Raw genomic sequence first — 20,384 nt, 5'->3', positions numbered from 1 at the left:
TTCTATTTTGGTACAGAGACTATTTCGCCGTCAGCAATCAAGGAGATAGATCCGTCTTTATTTCCAAGCTCCATGCCATCTTCAATCACTGTACCACTCTCAATGATCGCATTCTCGATTTTAACATTCGCACCAATCTTCACATCAGGCATAATGATTGAGTTCTTGATCGTTGTACCAAGGCCAACGTGCACCCCGTAAAATAGTACTGAACGATACACATCGCCATACACTACGCATCCTTCGTTCACGAGTGAACGGCTCACGTTCGCCTTTGGAGCGATGTATTGTGGTGGCTGGTTTGGATTTACAGAATAAATTCTCCAAGATGGGTCATTTAGGATTAAATCTGGATCGTCATCTAACAGATCCATGTTAGCTTCCCAGAGACTTTGAAGCGTTCCAACGTCTTTCCAGTAACCGCTAAACGAATAGGCATATAGATCCTTTTGGTCTTCGATCATCGCAGGAATGATGTCTTTTCCAAAGTCGTTTGAGGAATTCGGATTTTGCTCATCTTCAGTCAAATACTTTTCTAAAGCTTTCCAACTGAAGATGTAAACGCCCATAGATGCTAGATTCGTTTTCGGTTCTGCTGGCTTTTCTTGAAACTCTACAATTCGATCATCGTCGTCTGTATTCATGATCCCAAAGCGATTCGCTTCGTTCCAAGGCACTTCAAGCACCGCGATCGTAGCGTCTGCTCCTTTTTCTTCGTGATAATCTAGCATTTCAGAATAATCCATTCGGTAGATATGGTCACCTGAAATAACAAGAACGTATTCAGGATCATATTGACGAAGGTAATACATGTTCTGATAAATCGCGTTCGCTGTTCCTTTGTACCACTCTCCACCTTTTTGGCCTAGGAATGGCGGCAATACCGATACGCCTCCGTTCTTTCTATCAAGATCCCATGCACTTCCGATACCGATGTAAGAGTTGAGTATGTAAGGCTGATACTGTGTTAATACGCCAACGGTATCAATCCCTGAATTACTACAGTTACTTAACGTGAAATCAATGATTCTGTACTTACCACCAAACGGGACAGCAGGTTTAGCGAGGCGCGTTGTTAACTTGCCGAGTCTCGTCCCCTGTCCTCCAGCTAATAGCATCGCTACACAACGTTTTTTAGACATATCGATTTCTCCTTTCAAGGTTGCTTTTATTTTTTTTGCCGAGAACCACGATACCTAATGGTGGAATTTTGAGCTGAAGACTATATGGCTGATTGTGATACGGTTGTTTTTCACTAAGCAACTTGTCTGCATTCACCTGCCCGGATCCCCCATATTTTTTCTGATCGCTATTAAACATTTCTACATAGTGTCCAGATGAAGGAACGCCAATTCGATAATCGTAGTAGACATTTGCAGAAAAATTGCAAATAATGATGTCGCAATCACCCTTCGCCTTTCCTTTTCTCATGAAAGAGAGTACAGATTGCGAACTGTCATTCGCATCGATCCATTCAAACCCTTCTGGCTCATGGTCGATTCGCCATAATGCCCTTGATTCCAAGTAAAATCGGTTTAAGTCTTTCACATAACCATTCATTTTGTTATGAAGATCATAGTCAAACAACATCCAATCGAGTTCACTTAAATCTTTCCATTCATCAAACTGCCCGAACTCTCCTCCCATAAACAGTAGTTTTTTGCCTGGGTGTGACATCATATACCCGTAAAGCGTGCGAAGATTAGCAAATTTCTGCCAATAGTCGCCTGGCATTTTGTTCAGGAGTGATTTCTTTCCATGTACCACCTCATCATGAGATAGCGGCAGGAGATAGTTTTCAGAGAACGCATAGAAGAATGAAAATGTGAGTAGATTATGATGATGTTGTCGATCATCCATATGAAGTTCCATGTACTTTAAGGTATCGTTCATCCAGCCCATATTCCATTTATAATTAAACCCAAGACCACCTTCATGGACCGGGGCACTTACGAGTGGATAGTCTGTCGACTCCTCAGCCATCATTAAAACATTTGGGAAGTGTTCAAAAATCGTTTTGTTTAATTTCTGGATGAATTCTTTAGCTGCATGATTTTCTCCTACCCCGCCAGCTCCCTCATGATGATATAAAATCATTTGAGAAACAGCATCTATTCTTAAACCATCGATATGATATAAATCAAACCAAAAAAATGCATTAGAAATTAGAAAGCTAACGATTTCGGGTTTACTATAATCAAAGTTATATGTTCCCCAATTCTTTCTCTCAGCAAGCTCTGGATCTGATGGTTCGAAAACCGGACCACCATCGAACTGCCCGAGACCATGAGCATCTTTACAGAAATGAGCAGGAACCCAGTCTAAAATAACCCCGATATCCTCTTGATGGCACCGATCAATGAATGCCTTCAAGTCGTCTGGATCACCAAATCGACTCGTTACAGAGTAATAACCTGTGATTTGATATCCCCACGAACGGTCGAACGGATGCTCCATCACCGGCATGAGTTCAATATGAGTATACCCATGCTCTTTCACATAAGGAATCAATTCCCTTGTCAGGTCATCGTAAGAGTAATAAGAGCCATCCTGTTTTTTTCGCCATGAACCTGGATGTACCTCGTAGATCGATATTGGAAGGTCATACGGCGGTGTTTTCTTCCTTTTATTCATCCATCTACTATCTCGCCAATCGTACTCATCGACTTTTTTTACGATCGATGCAGTTTTGGGCTTATGCTCTGAATAAAAAGCATACGGGTCAGATTTCATTAAAAGTGAGCCATCTTGTGAAGTAACGCCGTACTTATAAAGTTCACCTTCACGAAGACCTTCAATAAACGAAGACCACAAGCCAGATTCTTCAATCTTGGTCATTTCGTTCCTTGTTGCATCCCACTCGTTGAAATTTCCAACAACAGCTACTGCTTTTGCGTGCGGCGCCCAAACGGTGAAACGTACCCCAATCTTGCCATCCTCTTCTGCTAGATGAGCACCCATCGATCGGTAAGCTTGAAATAAGTTCCCTTGATGAAATAAATACCGATCGTAATCTGTCGGCATCGAAACTGTCATTGCGACACCTCTCTCTCATGCTAATGGTAGCGATTTACTTATGTACTCCGCTACTGTGTTATCATTCGACAGCGTCATTCCAATTCCTTTTCAATCCATGTATTTTCATGAAAAAAAAGTTGAAAATACTGCTGATTAGTCGAAATGTTTTTTCAATGTAAAGAAACCGTGGGTAAACCCACGGTTTCTTTACAATTACGATACATTTTCTTGTGATTGAGCCATTCTTTCTAATAGTTGGTAGGTCATCGAAACTGACCATGCTAATGGAGTATTTTTGTTTGGTACATCCGTTCCACCAATATATAGCTCAGGTATTTTCCCGCTTTCTGGCGTGATCGTCATCGTCTTTTCAAAGTATTCATTCATTTTATCTACTTGACCGATTTGACCATAACAGAGACCTAGCCATGGGAATCCAAAACACCATTCTGCTTCACTGCCTTCGTTATAGTATTGATCACCTTCGTAACGGAGGACTCCACGTTCCCTTTCAAGTCGTTCAGTAATGCGTTCTAAGATTTTTATGGCTGTTGATCTAGAAACGACTCGCAGCGGATAGATCAACGATAAAAGTGAGAGGTCGACTTCCTTTGTGGCACTTTCTGCTGGAAGAAGACGATCAAGGGTTCTCTCTCCTTTTTGAATGAGCTCTTGCGGCACTTCGACTAACGTTCTTACTGCTTTTAATCCAGCTACACACGCTCCAACGCTTGAAGCATGAATCTCTACATTTTCTTCCCACATACCATTATCAGGGTTTTTCCAATACTCGAGACATTCGAGATAATTCACTAGCTTTTGAACGATGCGATAGTCGACTTTATCACGTAATATTGGTTTTCCTACTTGTATTCCTTGGCCTATTCCAAACAGCAGGATGCCGATCGCATCATTTTGAGCATGACCCCATTCGACAGGAATCTCCTCTAGGTCTTTTGAATATCTAGAGTGAATGTATTCATGTAAATATACTGGCTTCTGTTTTGTGTGGATATCTAGCTTCCATTCGTATTTTCTAAGTAATGAAAGAAGGGAATGATAGGCCTTCTCGTACCTTGTACATTTCGATGTTAAATAGGGCATCACAGTATAACAGACGTCTCGGATCCATATATAATCATAATCATCAGAAGTACTCGCAACGTAAGCTCCATTCGGTAACCTCATGCTTTCGAGTACGTTATGCAATTTATATTGGTTCATCCCACTCACCTGCTCCTTATTTTTTACTATAATTGTTACCCTATTCGACATTTTTTTAATCACAAAAAGACCGACCCTTTTTTTAGGGTCAGTCGATTGTACTAGTGATTGCTGTGATTTCTTCATCAACAGGCTCTAGTCGATAAACATAATCGATGTATGTGAGCAGGTTGTCACGTGCTTCTTTTACTTTAACGAATTCTGTTTCGCGTATGAATGCATGTACGAATTTTTCAATTCGTTTTGCAAGGATATCGTCATCAGTTTTCATCATCAGAACGCTTAGATCGATACAAGCGCAGTGATGAGTGTAATAAAGAGCTTTGTCATAGTCGGTAATATCCAATGACTTGCCCCCTTTCTAGGAGCTTACCTATAGTATTTGCAGGGGGACTCCACATACACGAAGAAAAAGATAACAATGATTTCTTAAAGGACGAAGGTATAACCGTCCTTCTGCTCAACTTTCTTTTCTTTTAAAAGCTTACCCATCGCACGTTTGAAAGCAGCTTTACTTATGTTGAACTCACGCTTGATCGCTTCTGGATCGCTCTTATCTGTAAAAGGCATCTTCCCACCGCGATCAACCATATATTGATAAAGTTTGTCTGCATCTTCAAGTCGTGCTTCTTTCACCAAAGGACGAGTCGAGACATTGATCCTGCCGTCTTCTCTTACGAATGTAACCCGGACCTGAACCCTTTCTCCAAGCCGCACGTTTTGCTTCATTTCATCATTGTGAAGAAATGCAAGGTAACCATCATCTGTGAAAACTGAAGCTCCTTCATCAGAAAAACGGTAAACGACGCCTTCCGTTTCTTTATTTTTCAAATCCTCGCTTGCTTCGGTAGAAAGTTCTTTGATTTCTTCAAAGTTGCTTAAATCTGCAAACAGCCGATTCTTCTTATCGAGCTTAAGTCCGCAGTATAACTCGTCTCCTACATCTGGCCACCTCGTGCGTTCTGTTGGCAAGTCGTCTTTTGAAAGGAGCATGTCCTTTTGAATGCCAATGTCTACAAAAACACCTAGTCGAGGTTGCACACCGACCACTTTAAGGATTGAAAAAGAATCGAGCGTAACGACAGGCATCGTCTCAGTTGCAGAAAGCCTGCCTTCATGATCATGATAAAGAAAAACTTCTACTTCATTTCCTTCGTCATGTTGCTCTACCGCCTCATTCTTGTGCAGCAAGACATCTTCGTTCCCGTTCGTTAAAAAATATCCATATTCTTGTTTACGAGCTACTTTTAGCTTCGTTATTTCTCCAGCGTATAATTGTGTTGCCAACTCATTTCACAGCCTTTCATAATCCTTTACTTAGTATATCACTACACCAATATGTATTCTCTATTTATCATAAATCTTTTCATCCTGTAAATACTAACATGGACTTCAATCAAAGGAGAGGTGCACCATGTCAACTTACCGAAAACTTGAAGAAATGCTTAAAAATGCCGATGAGCTCGTTGAATATGCAGGTGAGCAGCTTGAAAAAGCTACTCAAGTCGCGCCAGGAATTACGGATAAAGAATACACTGAAACTCAACAGCTTCTTGAGCAAATGGCGATCGATATCGATAAAATGATCCATAGTGCCACACCAGAACAACGAGATGCATTAACTCGAGCAAGACAGCAAGTACAAGATCGTCAAAACGACTTCATCTTAGGCTTCGATACGTAAAGGTCTGCATTTCTGCAGACCTTTTACTTTTACTATCCTGAATACCCGAAGGAACCGAACTCACTTGCTAATTTCTCAGAATGTTTCCGACGTGCCTTTCTAGCTTTCATTCTCTCTTCTCCACCATCGTAAACAAATTTTTCTTCCTTGGTTTCTGGCAATGCTTCAGGTACCATCGTTGGTTTCCCTTCTTCATTTAACGCTACAAACGTTAAAAACGATGTCGCACAAACTTTTTTCGCACCTGTAATGACGTTCTCAGCGAATATTTTCACTAATACTTCCATCGAGGTGTTGTGTGTCCAGCTGACATAAGACTCAAGACTAACGACTTCTCCCTCGCGGATAGGCTGAAGAAAATCGATCGAGTCCGCTGAAGCCGTCACTACAGCTGACCTAGCGTGTTTTGACGCAGAGATCGCTGCGATGTCATCGATGTATGACATGAGTCTGCCACCAAAAAGAGTTCCGTGTGTATTTGTATCTGAAGGAAGAACAAAGCTTGATTTTGTTGTTCTAGAAACGCGTATTAATTTTTTTGTTAATTGAGTATCTGACATAACGACATTCACCTTTTCTAAAACAGACCGACTGCTTGACCGTCTTCTGTTACATCCATATTTAACGCCGCAGGCTTCTTTGGAAGTCCTGGCATCGTCATTACATTCCCTGTCAGTGCTACGATAAAGCCAGCGCCGATCGATGGTCTAAATTCCCTCACATTAATGGAAAAACCTGTCGGTCGTCCGAGTAAAGCGGCATTATCAGATAATGAATACTGAGTCTTCGCCATACATACCGGTAAGTGAGACCATCCGTTTGCTTCAAACTCTTTTAGTTGCTTGAGAGCCTTAGGACCGAATTGTACCCCATCGGCACCATAAATTTCTTGTGCAATCGTTGTAATTTTATCTTCAATAGATGCATCCAGATCATAAAGTGGCGAGAAGTTGTTTTCGGAATGCTCGATTTGATCAATAACTGTTTTAGCAAGGACTTCTCCACCTTTACCACCCTCTGCCCAAACATCAGTGAGAGCAACTGGCACATCATTTTCATTACACCAATCGAGAAGCGCGTTCACTTCTAAATCAGTATCTGTCATGAAACGGTTGATCGCAACGACGAAAGGTACGCCGAATTTTCTAATGGAAGAAATATGCTGCTGTAAATTGGCTAAACCTTCCTGTAGTGCTGCAACGTTTTCTTCTTTAAGGTTATCTTTTGGAATTCCTCCGTGCATTTTTAACGCGCGAATTGTAGCAACGATAACGGTAGCTGCAGGATCGATATCGCCAGCTCTTGTTTTGATATCAAAAAACTTTTCTGCGCCTAAATCCGCCCCGAACCCTGCTTCCGTCACGACATAGTCAGAAAGCTTTTGAGCCATTTTTGTCGCTGCTACACTGTTACAGCCATGAGCAATGTTCGCAAAAGGGCCACCGTGTATTAATGCAGGTGTGTTTTCTAGAGTCTGAACGAGGTTCGGATTCATAGCATTCTTAAGGAGGAGTGTTAGTGCACCCTGGACCCCAAGGTCAGCTACTGTAATCGGAAGTTTGGAACGGTTGTAGCCGATAACGATTCGTCCAATTCTCTGCTTAAGGTCCGTTAAATCTGATGCTAAACAAAGGATCGCCATCAGTTCAGATGCCACTGTGATATCGAACCCATCTTCTCTTGGAACACCTTGGGTTGGACCACCTAGCCCGATCGTCACTTGTCTTAAAGCTCTGTCATTAAGATCCAAAACCCTCTTCCATGTTATTCGTCTTGTATCAAAATCGAGTTCATTACCTTGATGGATATGATTATCGATCATCGCTGACAATGCATTATGAGATGATGTGATCGCATGTATGTCTCCTGTAAAGTGAAGGTTGATATCCTCCATAGGCATTACTTGTGAATAACCTCCACCAGCAGCCCCTCCTTTAATTCCCATACTCGGTCCAAGAGAAGGCTCCCTCATTGCAACGATTGCTTTCTCACCGATTCGATTAAGCGCCTGGGCAAGTCCAACTGTAACTGTGCTTTTCCCCTCACCAGCCGGTGTAGGATTGATAGCCGTTACAAGGATCACTTTACCAGATGGATTCTCGCTCAGCCTCTTCATGCTTGAAAGTGAGATTTTTGCTTTGTAATGTCCATAAGGCTCCCATTCATCCTCCGTTAAGCCTAAGCCGCTTGCTATTTCGTTAATTCGTTTCATTTTTGCATCTTGTGCAATCTCAATATCACTCTTCATTCGAACTTCCGACTTCATCAAATCCCTCCATACCCTATACTATTTCCATATATATCTTAACTAAGTTTATTAATTACGTTAAGAATAATCAACTGGAGTCTTTGAAAGCTTGACACTTCTCTTAAAATACAGTATATTTTAAATAACCGTTTATATTGCTGATTATTTATTGAATTTAGTCAGACCTTCTCGACTGTGCATTACGTACATAAAGATTGTTGCTTGATTCACAAACATACAATATGAATGGGGAAAATTAAGTTGCACGAAGAACGTGCTAAGTTTTTAGGAGGAACAAACATGCAAAACGGAAAAGTAAAATGGTTTAACGCTGAAAAAGGTTTTGGATTTATCGAAGTTGAAGGTGCTGACGATGTATTCGTACACTTCTCCGCTATCGAAGGCGAAGGCTTCAAAACTCTAGAAGAAGGTCAAGAAGTTTCTTTTGAAATCGTTGAAGGAAACCGCGGACCTCAAGCTGCTAACGTAAACAAGCTTTAATTAATATACGTTTGGAAGAGACTGATGCATGCATCAGTCTCTTTTTATGTTGAAACGATTAACGGATATTCTTTTGGGTCATACTATTCCAGAACAATACGTAAAGGTGGGATAGTATGTCAGAACCGTACTCTGATCTTCAACAGATCGAAATGTCGATTAAGTCGGCTCAACACCTCGTTGGACAAGCTACTAAAAGCATGAACGACAATCAGTTGAAGGCCGCACAAGATGCGTTGAATCAAGCTAAACAACAATTTCAACAAGCAGTAGCACATAAAACTGGCGTAAATGAGAATTTCTTTGAGTTTTCCAGTGAACTCATTGAAAAATGCGATACGCAGCTTAGGGAAGCACAAGAATAAAAGCAGCCAGTAGGCTGCTTTTTCTGTGTTTAGTTATCATCAAGTTCGATCACACTGTCGATTTCAGTTCCCTTTAAAGCTTGTACAGCGAGTCTATGCGATTCTTTATTTTCATTTCGTGAAACGTGCTCATAAATTGGCTGCAGTCTTAATTCCTTCAAGGTAGCATCAATACGATCCATCCATTTTGTTAGAAGCGGCTCATATACTGCCCATTCTCCTGAGAGCTGGCTGATCACTACTTTTGAATCTCCTTTGATCATGACCTCGGTATCATCGACTTTAATGTTCTTTAGCTCCTGTAAGCCAGTCCAAAGCGCTGCGTATTCAGCTTCATTATTATTTTCAAGATAGCTAAGAGCTTTATTCACACGAATCCTTTTTTTCTTTCTTCCTTCAAAAAAATAAATCACAGCGCCACAGCCAGACTCTTTAGATTCCTTATCAAAACTTCCATCAAAAAAAATCTCGACGGAAGAAAGGCTTTCTTCCTTTTTTGATGTGAATTTTTCAAATTCTTTCAGTGACCATTTTGTCCCCCGGTTATCAAGAAAATAAAGGTCGATGGAGCGTCCGGTTTTTTCAATATCTTTTGCCATTAAAATCGCTTGATGTGCAGGTATCTCATCAGATGTCATCCATGCTTGAATTCCTCGAGGCGTCTTGTATTTCCACTTTACAATCACGTTCATCATCTAAACTCCTTATTCATGTAAGGTGCTTTCCGAGCTGCTTTAATTCTTCACCTACAGAACATTCCGTAATACAAAAACGCTGGGCGTGGCACTTGCCATAGTCATGTTGATTCACTCTTTTTAACAAACACCCATCACAGTATGTATCTAGAATTAGACCCACTTCCATCATAACTTCTTTTTTCTTCATTTCTTTCACTCCTACACTCGTCCCCTTCTATATCAAGTTTCTCCATTTACCTTAAATGTATGTCTTCCAGTGCTGTTGATGTATATGATAGAATACAAAAAGACTTGATCAGGGGGGAGGAAACAAAAGTGATTGAAGTTTATATAGATGGAGCAAGTGCTGGTAACCCAGGACCATCAGGTGCTGGAATCTTTATAAAAGGGGATGGAGAAGTCATTCGCTCTTCGGTTCCTCTTGGCACACTTTCCAATCATGAAGCAGAGTTTCAGGCTTTGATTGAAGCACTACGCATTTGCCTTGAAAAGAAACATCGAATCATCTCGATTCGAACGGACTCTCAGCTTGTGAGTGATGCGATCGATCGAAGACAGACGAAAAAGCGAACGTATGAAACTTACCTCTCCAGTGCCCTCGCATTGGTAGATGAATTTGATCTTTGTTTTATTAAATGGATTCCTAGTTCTAAGAATAAAGTAGCAGATGAGCTTGCTAGAAAAGCAATCCAATTAAACACAGCAGGATAACCTATATTCTTATCCTCAATCCCAATGCATCTAGCTCCGTTTGTAACTTCTCATAATCCAGAGTCAGCTTTATATCTTCAAACGAATGTTCAGCAAGGTCTGGTATTTGTTTTTCGATTTTTACGAGTTGAAGACTCAACATAGCTGATTCTTCTCCCTCTATTAACTTCTTTCGATATCTGTTATATTTTGCATCTAATGTTTCGATGCTCGTATATACTCCTTCTACAGAGCCGTATTGTTGGACAAGTGGCAATGCTGCTTTGTCTCCTACCCCAGCAACCCCTGGGATATTATCACTTTTGTCTCCTAATAATGCTTTCACATCGATCCACTGATCTGGCGTAATTCCATATTCCGTCCTAAAATGATCTTCCGTGTACACCTTGTCTCCTTCTTTACGAATCGCAATAATTTGTGAGACGTTCTTATTCAGAAGCTGCAACAAGTCTCTATCATTGCTATAAATAAAACAGTCTCCCATTTCATCGAGACTCCATCGATGTGAAAGAGTTCCCATCACATCGTCCGCCTCAAACCCTTCTACAGTTAATTGAGGAATTCCTGTTGCATCAAAGAAATTCACTGCAGTTTGGTATTGCTGAATCAATGGTGGTGGAAGCTCACCTCGAGTACCCTTATATTCTTTGAAAAGCTCCCTACGCTTTGATTCATCTCGTTTGACGTCCCATGCAACTGCAAAATGAGTTGGGTTATAATCATTAATCAACGACATGATTTTTTGAAATTTCACCCTTAGCGCATTCGTATAAAGTCCTTCTGGTGTTTGGGTTAACTGATCTTCAGATTTCCCGTAAGCAGTCGCAAAATATCCTCTACTAAGTAAATTAAATCCATCTATTAGAATTAATCGGTTCATGAATTTGGTCATCCTTTCATTACATACCTTCCTTTATGGTAACATAAACCGTCTGCATGAACTTTTCCAATTTTTTAGTGGACTTCATCTTAAACAAAGAAACAGACTGCCGATTAACGGCAGTCTGCGTTGGACTTATTGTTGAGGATTCTTTAATTTCTTAGCTTCAATCTCTGCATATGACGGGATGTTCTGTTCCTTCTTCGCATTGTTGTTACGCTGAGCATTTGCATTTCCTTTTTTCTGACGACCCATGATGACACTCCTTTATCTTTCGTTACGATTAGTGTGTCAGAGTCGACCATTTCTATTCAAGAATTAATGAAGCGCCTGCTTGTAGGAACGAAGAAACGTGACGTATTGTTCTGATGCTTCCTGAAATGCTTTTTCGTCTCGACGATCAAGGGCTAAGTTGATCGTGTCTTGATAACGGTTTTTCTGGAAGGTAAAGACAGCTTCATCAAGGATTAATTGGGCGTACAATTCCAACTCAAACGTTTCTTGATCTTTCTTCTTTTTCATCGCTTTTTCTTTCATGTTGTCTCTATACGATTTATGATGGTTGTTCATGTTGCTCTCCCCCCTTAGAAGCTCTTTTTATTATTATACGAGGGAATCGTCAAAATATCAATATTTTTCAGAATATTCCGATTAAATTTCGTTTTTATTTGGTCAACCTCTTCTAGGGAATGCTATTTAAGCGGATAACGATCGATGTCAAAGTAATTCTTTTTTAAAAGCCTCGGTTGATCCATCAATTCCTTAAAGGTAAACGAGGAAGAAAGCTTGGAAGTATCGATCAACATCATTTGTTCTTCAACATCCCCAACAAGTTCATCAGTTTGGTAACACATCCCGCAATCGATACATTGAACAGAAGGTAGCTCCTTTATTTCAACTGCTCGCGTACCATCAGGAAGTTCCCAGTATCCAGTGCCTAGAGTCTCGAAAGCTCCTTCCGTTTCACACCATTTACACCTCATGAACTTTCCTCCTCCACATCATCCTTTTTATTGTATTTGGCTTGCTCAGCTTTAAACTTCTTTTCTTTCATTAAATCTCGCTTCTCTCTTTGATCTTTTAAAGAAGCATGATCTGGATCTTCACCATACTTACTTCTTCGATTCAACCTTTGTAGTCCTTCTGGCACAAGGTTAAATCGTTCATCCGTCATAAGTGAACTTATCCCGATCGCCGGTTTCTTCTCCGTCTGGTAGATACTATTAAAATACGTATCGGCCGTTCCAGGGGTGTAATTTTCTGGTTCTGGGTAAGAAGTGATCACACCTTCGAAATTACGCAGGATAACCTTATTCGCACTTTGGGAAATCATGTAGTTCGGTTGAAGGGCGATCTTCCCTCCTCCACCTGGTGCATCCACTACGAACGTAGGTACCGCGTAACCTGATGTGTGTCCCCTTAATCCCTCGATGATTTCGAGTCCTTTTGATACTGGCGCTCTGAAATGTCCGATGCCTTCTGATAAATCACATTGATAAATATAATATGGGCGAACTCTTATCTTAACAAGATCATGCATCAGCTTCTTCATAATCGCCACGCTATCGTTGATACCTGCGAGAATAACAGCCTGATTTCCAACAGGCACTCCAGCATTTACGAGCATCTCACACGCTTTCTTTGATTCCTCGGTTATCTCAATGCTCGTGTTGAAGTGAGTGTTCAGCCAGACAGGGTGGTATTTCTTTAAAATGTTACAAAGGTCCTCCGTTATTCTTTGCGGAAAAACAACTGGTGCTCTCGTACCGATTCGAATGATCTCCACGTGTGGAATTGCACGTAAATTTTTTAAGATGTATTCAAGGATTTTGTCATTGATCAACAGTCCATCTCCACCTGAGATAAGAACGTCTCTTACTTCCGGCGTTTTAGAAATGTAATTGATCGCTGCATCTAATTGTTTCTTCGGAACTCCCATACCGATTTGTCCTGAAAAACGTCTCCTCGTACAATACCTACAGTACATTGAGCACTGGTTCGTAACAAGAAAAAGTACACGATCTGGATAACGATGGGTTAAGCCGGGAACTGGAGAGTCTTCATCTTCATGAAGTGGATCTTCAAGGTCATATTTTGTTTTGTGCATTTCTTTAGAAATAGGGATCGACTGCATTCTCACTGGACACCTAGGGTCATCTGGATTCATCAAAGATGCGTAATAAGGTGTGATATTCAACGGAATTGTTTTCGTTGCAATTCTAACTCCTTCTTCTTCATCTGGAGTAAGGTTAACGACTTTACGAAGGTCGTCGAGCGTTCGAATCGTATTAGTAAGCTGCCAGATCCAATCGTTCCATTGATCTTCTGTAACATCTTTCCAAAGTTCGATATCCTTCCAATGTCGTGCTGGCTTATAGAGTTGCATAAGCATCGTACATTCCCCCTTCTTGGAATCTACTGATATACTATGCAAGTTTGATGCCAGCTCCATTATTTCTTTAAAACTCTTTTAAGTATACATTTATTACTGACCTTTTCTTTCGCATAAATAATTTATGCTCAATTTTCGGCACCTTCGTATTTCGAGAGTTTGTATTGCAATGTTTGCCTAGGAATCTGAAGCTGCTTGGCTGCTTTCTGAATGTTTCCTCCTGCGCTTTCCATAGCCTTCTCGATTAACCGAACTTCTGTATGGCGTAGCACGTCGCGAAGTGATCCAGACGACTGCATTGGAGTCTCGCTTATTTGTATAGCAGGGAAATCCTCTATTAACAATTTGTCGGTCTCTGAGAAGTTCATCGCTGATTGGATAACATGCTCAAGCTCTCGAACGTTACCTTGCCACTTCCGATCACACAGTAGCGATAAAGCAGCTTTCTCAATGCTTTGAACATTTTTGTTTAATACAGTATTATACTTTTGGATGAAATGATGGATTAGGTCAGGTATATCCCCACGCCTTTCTCTCAAAGGCGGAATCTTCAAATACACGACATTCAATCTGTAAAACAAGTCTTCTCGTAACCTTTTTTCTTTTAGTGCTAATTCAGGCTCTTCATTTAACGCTGCGATGATCCGAACATCGACACGACGTGTTTTGACTGCTCCCACTCTCCTAATAACACCATCTTCAAGAACACGTAGCAATTTTGCTTGTATTTCTACTGGCATCGAATTGATCTCATCGAGAAACAACGTTCCTTTATCAGCTAACTCAAACAAACCAGGTCGTTCTTCAGCACCTGTAAACGTCCCTTTAGATGTACCGAACAAAATAGATTCTAGAATGCTTGAAGGCAACGCTGCACAATTTTGAGCGATAAATGCTCCTTTTCTTCCTGAAGCATTATGGATCGATTGAATAATTAGCTCTTTACCTGTCCCTGTTTCCCCATACACGAGAACAGGCGATACTTGTTGCGCGGCCATCCGTGCCCATTTCTTCACTTTCAGAAACGTTTCATCTGATGTGATGATGTCTGTAAACGTGTATGACGTGCCATTATCGAATTCCTTTGAAGTATTGTTCGTCAACTTAGCTTGGAGTTCCATCACTTTATCAGAAAGTTTCTTTATTCTACTGATATCCCGCGCAATTTCAACAGCACCTACTAGCTCATCGTTCACGATGATCGGAAGAGTGGTATTTATGGTAGAAACAAGACTTCCTCTTACATTTCTATATGTTTGATCTTTATTAAAGATCGGCTTCTTTGTTGAAAGAACATATGAAAGTGTGCTCGTTTCTTTAGAAAGTGAAGGGAATGCTTCAAGATAGTGTTTTCCTAAGACATCTTCGACATTCAATCCATCATGCTTCGCGGCGATTTCGTTATAATAGATCGTCAAACCCTCACTATTAACAGCATGGATTCCTTCATCGATGCTTTCTAATATTGCTTGAAACATCCCATCCGTCATGGCGCTTTGTTTGACCATAAGCTACCCTCCCGCCCATTTTCCGTCTGCATCGCCAATTATTCGGCACTAACACCAAGAGATTTACTCCATAGATTCATATCTTCCCAATCGGAATAAATTTTCACATTATTAGTGAGCCTTCCACCGTATTCATATCCAAGTTGGCAAAAGACTGCGTTCATCCCAAACGATAAGCTCCTCGCGATCGAGTAGGCGTAGTAGATTTCTTCCTCTAATAGGGTGGATTCAAGAGCGTGAATCAGATGTCTCATCGTACCACCTTTTCGACTATCAGGTAACGTTGCACAATCTGTAATCTCGGCATTCTGGAACGTTCTGTTTACTTCTGCAGATGCGGCACTCGTAATTTTTTTATCATCTTCAACCAAATAAAAGATCGTGCCTTCCTTCATTACTTTTCGTATATACTCCGGTTGGTCCATCGGAGTTGGGTATACGTCGAATACCTTTTTATACAAGGTTGATAGCTTTTCTGCATCTTTCTCAGACGCTCGCCTCATGTTTGGTTTTTCAGAGAGAGGTGAAGGTGTTTTCGCAAAAACTCCATCGATAATTTTTTCTTCTTCTTCCCAGCGCTTCGCATTACGGCGCCAGCTTTGTTTATACTTCGTCATCACATGCATATCGACACCAGAAAAGTAGCGATTGATTGTTCCTTCGTATGAAAAACCCATGCTGATAAATGTTGAAAAGTCTCCTTCTTTCACTTTGACGATACATTTGGAGTAATCGTCTGTAAAAAGACGAAGCACATGAGCGATCACATGCTTTACATTTCCTGAGTAGTGTTCAATTCTAATACGTTCATTAAAAAGATCGTGATTACAATGAAATGCATAGTCAGTCCCTTTATAGTGCTGGTCCATCGCTAATTCTCTATGCTCTCCCATACCTTCCCCCACCTTTATTTCCTTTTTGTTTTTTTCGCTTTTTTCTTACCGAAATCCTCCACGATAAAAAGAATAAGAACGGTTTCCCGTTCTTATCAAGCTTAAAAAAATGTCTAATGACGTGTTCTAATTATTAGATGCTTACGCTAATCATCTTCACCAGTTAAACTGAAAGAATTGCTAACTATATTTTCTTATGCTTGGCCACACCATTCAATAATGGTATGAACGTAAATTTCTGCAACGAGCATCATTTTATCAATGTCTACATATTCATTCGAATAATGAGCAAGAGCTGTTTCTCCAGGACCAAAGATTAAGGAAGGGGTATCTGCCAATTCAGTAAGTAGGCCTCCATCAGTCCCCCAAGGAGATGCTTCGATTTGTATTTCTTCACCAGCGCTCTTCTTATAATTACGCTGTAAGATAGCTAGCAATGGATGTTCGACAGGTACTTCTCCTGGGAGCCACCTAGCTCCAAACCACTCGAGTTCGACGGGATGCTTCTTTAACCATTCATCATCAATCGCGTTAAGCGCGCTCGCCATCTCTTCCTTGGCATCCTCTAAAGTCTCCCCTGGAATAACACCCATCCTGCCTTCGATCGTAATTTGATCAGGAACAGAAGACGGCCAGTCGCCTCCTTTTATTGTTCCTAAATTAATCGGAACTGGAATCGGAATTTCTTTATATAGTGGGTCGTTTATCTTTTGGTTGCGATTTCTTTCGAGAGCTTGAATCGCGTTGATTACAATCAAACTCTTCTCTAACGCTGAAACTCCCTCATACCGTGTTCCCCCGTGAGCAGATTGACCGTTGATCCGTAATCGAAACCACATGGAACCCTGTTGCTTCGGAAACACTTTCAAGTTAGTCGGTTCAGGAATGAGTGCAGCGTCTGCTTTATAATTTCTCTGAATGGTTGAAAGCGTACCTGTCCCACCGCTTTCCTCTTCTACGACGCTTTCAAAGATCAGGTCTCCTTTTAGAGAAATACCTAGTTCTTTCAAGCATTTAAGAGCGAGTAACATAGAGGTATTGCCGCCCTTCATGTCTGTCGAACCTCTTCCATAAAGCTTTCCGTCTTTTACCTCACCACTGTATGGATCACTAGTCCAGTCCTCTCTCTTACCAGGGGGCACAACATCAACGTGACCATTTAATATCAGTGAACGTCCTCCACCCGTACCTCTTCTTACACCTACGACGTTCGGGCTATCTGAGAAGTCAGTACGGTTGGCACAAAAGAAAGGGTGAGATGTCGTTTCCTCACCCGGAACAAACCGATCGACTTGTAACTCTAACTGCTTAAGTTCTGCTTCAACGATATCTTGTACATACGCTTCGTTCCCTTGCACACTGTCACATGTAACGAGCTTTTGTAAGAGTTCTATTCCATATTCTTTGTTTCTCTCCATCCATTCCTTTACGTTTTTTTCCATGCTTTAATTCCTCCTGACGAGCTCGATTTCAATTTCCGCTTCAGTTGAATTAAGGACGTCTTCAACGGTGTATCCTGGCATAATTTCAATCAGCTTCAGACCACCACTCTCGATCTTAAGTACAGCCCTCTCTGTTATGATCATGTTTGCTCCTTCCTTTACAGTAAGAGGAAGCGAACAGGTTGTAAGTATTTTGGGCTTGCCATCCTTTGTGGTATGACTCATCAGAACGATCACCTTTTTTGCTTTTTGAGCGAGGTCGATCGCTCCTCCCATACCTGGCACCCGCTTTCCTGGGACGATCCAGTTTGCAATATCACCTTTACCACTTACTTCTAATGCGCCAAGAATCGTAATATCGAGATGGCCCCTTCGAACCATCCCAAACGCTTCAGCGCTATCGAAAAAAGAAGCTCCTTTGATGATCGATACGGGATAGCCTCCCGCATTAGAAAGATTTCCATCTTCATGTCCTCGTTCAGGACTTCCTCCCATTCCTAATATTCCGTTCTCCGTGTGTAGCATGACCCCTAAAGAATCCGGAATATAATCAGCTACGAGAGTAGGAATACCGATTCCAAGGTTAACCATCATCCCGAACTCAATCTCCTCTGCTGCTCGTTTAGCGATCAACTTTCTTGTTTCAGCTCCCATACCCATTTCCAATCAACCCCCTTACTTTGTACGACATGATCAACGAAAACACCCTGTGTGATGATCTCTTCAGGATGCAGCTGCCCAATATCCACAACTTCATCAGCTTCTGCTATCGTAATATTCCCTGCTGAAGCGACGAGGGGGTTGGTATTTCTCGCACTTTGATCATAAATGAGGTTCCCATACCCATCGGCTTTTTTACACGAAATTATCGCTAAATCTGCTTGTAATGCAGGTTCAATCATATATTCTCTTCCATTAACGGTAACTTTCTCTTTTCCTTCTTCGATCGACGTTCCTAGTCCAACGTCCACCAAGATTCCTCCGAGTCCCATGCCGCCTGCTCGAATCTTCTCAGCAAGGGTTCCTTGAGGGTAAAACGTTACCTCAAGGTCTCCGCTATGCATCTGCTTCCCAGCCTCTGGATTCGAACCTATATGCGAAGCGATCAACCTTTTCACACGCTTCTCAGTGACGAGCTTTCCTGGTCCGATCCAGGGAAACCCTGCATCGTTAGAAATCAACGTAATACCCTTTATGCCAGAATCCAATATCCAATCGATCAAGGTTGGTGGAGAACCAACGCCTCCAAAACCACCGCACATGATCGTCATTCCATCTTTCAAAAGGTCAAGATCATCTAGATGGCAGAGTTTACTCTTTCTCATTTTCTTCCTCCCCTTTATCAACTGATCGATCTTGCTTCATATAGTCCCTGATCCATCAATTCTTTCATTAAACTCGTGAATCCTTTATAAAGTTTATCGAGTACCAAGTCTATTTCTTTTTCGTTTATGATGAGGGGTGGTGCAACGAGAATTGCATCGCCTGCTGATCCGTTTAGTCCTCCTGCAGCAGTGTAGACGAGTAACCCAGCATCGTAGCAATGACTGATCAACCTATTGGTTATTTGATGTTCAAGTGGGAACGGTTCTTTTGATATCGTATCTTTCACAAGTTCTATGCCTGTGAGTAGACCCTTTCCTCTTACATCTCCTATGATTGGAAAAAAGGATTTGAGCTTCACTAATCCTTTCATAAGATGGTCACCTTGTTGTTCAACATTTTTGATGACGTTGTTACGTTCTAAATAGTCAAAGACCGCTAGACAAACTGCCGATGATAAGGGATTCGCGCTAAACGTATGACCACTCAGGACAATCTTCGACCCATTATAGATCGTTTCGATGATTCGGTCTGATACTAACGTTCCTGCCATAGGTGTAAATCCGGCACTCATTCCCTTCCCTAATGCGATGATGTCAGGTTGAACGCCCCAGTGTTCCATCGCATACATCTTTCCTGTTCTCCCAAGTCCAGTCATTACTTCATCAGCGATAAATAAAATATCATAGCGATCACAAACTTTTTTCATCGCTTTAAAATAGTGATCAGGTGGCACAACGGCTCCTCCGGCTGCGCCGATCACTGGCTCACAAACAAATGCTGCGATCGTATCAGCACCGAGTCTCTGAATTGTTTGTTCAAATTCTGCCGCATAAAGTTCCGAGCAGTTCGGGCACTTCCCCTCAAACGTACATCGATAGCAATAAGGCGGAGAGAGAGATGGGTAATGTTCTAGCATGGAAGAAAAGCGACTTCTACGTATCACATGTCCTGACATCGATAATGCGCCCATCGTAATCCCATGGTAGCTCATCCATCTTGATATTACTCTGTTCTTTGTAGGCCTCCCTTGCTCCTGCCAAAATTGAACAGCGATTTTCAGTGCTGTTTCCATCGCTTCAGAACCACTATTTACAAAGAAGATATAATTTAAATCCCCAGGTGCTGAGTTGCATAATTTTTCGGCTAATTCTTCAGCGGGACGACTAGTGAACTGTGAACGGTAAACAAACGATACTTTCTCAGCTTGCTTGGTCATCGCTTCATTGATTTCCTTAACGCCATGACCTAAGTTCGCAGTTATGGCACCAGAAGAACCGTCTATAAACGTATTGCCATCTTCGTCATACAAGTAAATTCCCTGACCGTGAGAAATGACCCCATAGTCCAATCCGAGAAGTGGTTTGATTAAATGAGTTCTATTCATAAAATCACTTCCCCTTTTTCTTTTTATTATTAGCCTATGATGAAATACAGGAATTTTCTATCTACTTTTTATACAAAAAATTCTGACTTTATTGTACGATTTGGATAAGA

23 protein-coding genes are annotated in these 20,384 nt (G+C 41.3%); 4 read left to right on the top strand and 19 right to left on the bottom strand.

Annotated elements, in window-relative coordinates; translation table 11 throughout:
* Window positions 1-2 precede the first annotated feature (2 nt).
* The 5 genes from PFZ69_RS15705 to PFZ69_RS15685 form a co-directional block, all read right to left on the bottom strand.
* Entirely contained in the window at window positions 3-1,142 is a 1,140-nt protein-coding gene (locus PFZ69_RS15705; RefSeq protein WP_270181987.1) for a glucose-1-phosphate adenylyltransferase, read from the bottom strand.
* Entirely contained in the window at window positions 1,135-3,036 is a 1,902-nt protein-coding gene (gene glgB / locus PFZ69_RS15700; protein ID WP_270181986.1) for a 1,4-alpha-glucan branching protein GlgB, read from the bottom strand. The genes PFZ69_RS15705 and glgB overlap by 8 nt, the downstream gene beginning before the upstream one ends.
* Window positions 3,037-3,231: 195 nt before the next feature.
* Entirely contained in the window at window positions 3,232-4,242 is a 1,011-nt protein-coding gene (locus PFZ69_RS15695; RefSeq protein WP_270181985.1) for a glycoside hydrolase family 15 protein, read from the bottom strand.
* Window positions 4,243-4,330: 88 nt separating this feature from the next.
* Entirely contained in the window at window positions 4,331-4,588 is a 258-nt protein-coding gene (locus PFZ69_RS15690; protein WP_270181984.1) for a YhdB family protein, read from the bottom strand.
* A gap of 83 nt (window positions 4,589-4,671) precedes the next feature.
* Window positions 4,672-5,529, bottom strand: a complete 858-nt coding sequence (locus PFZ69_RS15685; protein ID WP_270181983.1) for a CvfB family protein — start codon at window positions 5,527-5,529, stop codon at window positions 4,672-4,674.
* Between the two features lie 127 nt (window positions 5,530-5,656).
* On the opposite strand from PFZ69_RS15685, the gene PFZ69_RS15680 reads away from it, so the two are divergent.
* Window positions 5,657-5,926 (top strand): DUF2524 family protein, encoded by a 270-nt coding sequence (locus PFZ69_RS15680; protein ID WP_270181982.1) that lies wholly within the window; start codon window positions 5,657-5,659, stop codon window positions 5,924-5,926.
* 32 nt (window positions 5,927-5,958) lie between these two features.
* Here the strand turns inward: PFZ69_RS15680 and PFZ69_RS15675 are convergent, their stop codons facing one another.
* Both PFZ69_RS15675 and PFZ69_RS15670 read right to left on the bottom strand, forming a co-directional pair.
* Window positions 5,959-6,486 carry an acyl-CoA thioesterase gene (locus PFZ69_RS15675; RefSeq protein WP_270181981.1) on the bottom strand — a complete coding sequence of 176 codons (528 nt, stop codon included), beginning with the start codon at window positions 6,484-6,486 and terminating at the stop codon, window positions 5,959-5,961.
* 17 nt (window positions 6,487-6,503) lie between these two features.
* The gene (locus PFZ69_RS15670) at window positions 6,504-8,192 is read right to left on the bottom strand and encodes a formate--tetrahydrofolate ligase (RefSeq protein WP_270181980.1); all 1,689 of its coding nucleotides are present in this window, start codon (window positions 8,190-8,192) and stop codon (window positions 6,504-6,506) included.
* A gap of 282 nt (window positions 8,193-8,474) precedes the next feature.
* On the opposite strand from PFZ69_RS15670, the gene cspD reads away from it, so the two are divergent.
* Together cspD and PFZ69_RS15660 are read left to right on the top strand one after the other, a co-directional pair.
* Complete coding sequence (gene cspD, locus PFZ69_RS15665) at window positions 8,475-8,675, top strand: cold-shock protein CspD (protein WP_224882404.1); 201 nt, start codon at window positions 8,475-8,477, stop codon at window positions 8,673-8,675.
* Between the two features lie 116 nt (window positions 8,676-8,791).
* Complete coding sequence (locus PFZ69_RS15660; RefSeq protein WP_270181979.1) at window positions 8,792-9,040, top strand: DUF2564 family protein; 249 nt, start codon at window positions 8,792-8,794, stop codon at window positions 9,038-9,040.
* Window positions 9,041-9,069: 29 nt separating this feature from the next.
* Here the strand turns inward: PFZ69_RS15660 and PFZ69_RS15655 are convergent, their stop codons facing one another.
* Both PFZ69_RS15655 and PFZ69_RS15650 read right to left on the bottom strand, forming a co-directional pair.
* The gene (locus PFZ69_RS15655) at window positions 9,070-9,735 is read right to left on the bottom strand and encodes a reverse transcriptase-like protein (RefSeq protein ID WP_270181978.1); all 666 of its coding nucleotides are present in this window, start codon (window positions 9,733-9,735) and stop codon (window positions 9,070-9,072) included.
* A gap of 13 nt (window positions 9,736-9,748) precedes the next feature.
* A complete protein-coding gene (locus tag PFZ69_RS15650; RefSeq protein WP_270181977.1) occupies window positions 9,749-9,925 on the bottom strand; it encodes a zinc-finger domain-containing protein in 177 nt (58 codons plus the stop codon).
* Between the two features lie 128 nt (window positions 9,926-10,053).
* On the opposite strand from PFZ69_RS15650, the gene PFZ69_RS15645 reads away from it, so the two are divergent.
* On the top strand, window positions 10,054-10,449 hold the full coding sequence (locus PFZ69_RS15645) for a reverse transcriptase-like protein (RefSeq protein WP_270181976.1): 396 nt from the start codon (window positions 10,054-10,056) through the stop codon (window positions 10,447-10,449).
* A 1-nt stretch (window position 10,450) separates the two neighbouring features.
* Here the strand turns inward: PFZ69_RS15645 and PFZ69_RS15640 are convergent, their stop codons facing one another.
* The 10 genes from PFZ69_RS15640 to PFZ69_RS15595 all read right to left on the bottom strand — a co-directional run bounded on the left by PFZ69_RS15640 (window position 10,451) and on the right by PFZ69_RS15595 (window position 20,274).
* Entirely contained in the window at window positions 10,451-11,329 is an 879-nt protein-coding gene (locus PFZ69_RS15640; RefSeq protein ID WP_270181975.1) for a 5'-3' exonuclease, read from the bottom strand.
* Between the two features lie 318 nt (window positions 11,330-11,647).
* On the bottom strand, window positions 11,648-11,899 hold the full coding sequence (locus PFZ69_RS15635) for an IDEAL domain-containing protein (RefSeq protein ID WP_270181974.1): 252 nt from the start codon (window positions 11,897-11,899) through the stop codon (window positions 11,648-11,650).
* 122 nt (window positions 11,900-12,021) lie between these two features.
* Entirely contained in the window at window positions 12,022-12,312 is a 291-nt protein-coding gene (locus PFZ69_RS15630) for a YokU family protein (RefSeq protein ID WP_270181973.1), read from the bottom strand.
* Window positions 12,309-13,721: a lysine 2,3-aminomutase gene (gene ablA / locus PFZ69_RS15625; RefSeq protein WP_270181972.1), complete on the bottom strand. Its 1,413-nt coding sequence runs from the start codon at window positions 13,719-13,721 to the stop codon at window positions 12,309-12,311. Before ablA ends, PFZ69_RS15630 begins: the two co-directional genes overlap by 4 nt.
* Before the next feature lie 128 nt (window positions 13,722-13,849).
* The gene (locus PFZ69_RS15620; protein WP_270181971.1) at window positions 13,850-15,229 is read right to left on the bottom strand and encodes a sigma-54 interaction domain-containing protein; all 1,380 of its coding nucleotides are present in this window, start codon (window positions 15,227-15,229) and stop codon (window positions 13,850-13,852) included.
* Window positions 15,230-15,267: 38 nt separating this feature from the next.
* Window positions 15,268-16,122 (bottom strand): putative beta-lysine N-acetyltransferase, encoded by an 855-nt coding sequence (gene ablB, locus PFZ69_RS15615; protein WP_270181970.1) that lies wholly within the window; start codon window positions 16,120-16,122, stop codon window positions 15,268-15,270.
* Between the two features lie 194 nt (window positions 16,123-16,316).
* On the bottom strand, window positions 16,317-17,564 hold the full coding sequence (locus tag PFZ69_RS15610; RefSeq protein WP_270181969.1) for a peptidase: 1,248 nt from the start codon (window positions 17,562-17,564) through the stop codon (window positions 16,317-16,319).
* Between the two features lie 3 nt (window positions 17,565-17,567).
* The gene (locus PFZ69_RS15605) at window positions 17,568-18,224 is read right to left on the bottom strand and encodes a 3-oxoacid CoA-transferase subunit B (protein ID WP_270181968.1); all 657 of its coding nucleotides are present in this window, start codon (window positions 18,222-18,224) and stop codon (window positions 17,568-17,570) included.
* Entirely contained in the window at window positions 18,194-18,889 is a 696-nt protein-coding gene (locus tag PFZ69_RS15600; protein ID WP_270181967.1) for a CoA transferase subunit A, read from the bottom strand. The genes PFZ69_RS15605 and PFZ69_RS15600 overlap by 31 nt, the downstream gene beginning before the upstream one ends.
* 17 nt (window positions 18,890-18,906) lie before the next feature.
* On the bottom strand, window positions 18,907-20,274 hold the full coding sequence (locus tag PFZ69_RS15595; protein ID WP_270181966.1) for an aspartate aminotransferase family protein: 1,368 nt from the start codon (window positions 20,272-20,274) through the stop codon (window positions 18,907-18,909).
* Window positions 20,275-20,384: the final 110 nt, after the last annotated feature.

It is taken from the genome of Alkalihalobacillus sp. CinArs1 (genome assembly GCF_947387515.1).
Lineage (GTDB): Bacteria > Bacillota > Bacilli > Bacillales > Guptibacillaceae > Guptibacillus.
Note: the sequence above shows the minus strand (reverse complement) of the source record. Positions and strands in the feature narration are given on the sequence as shown.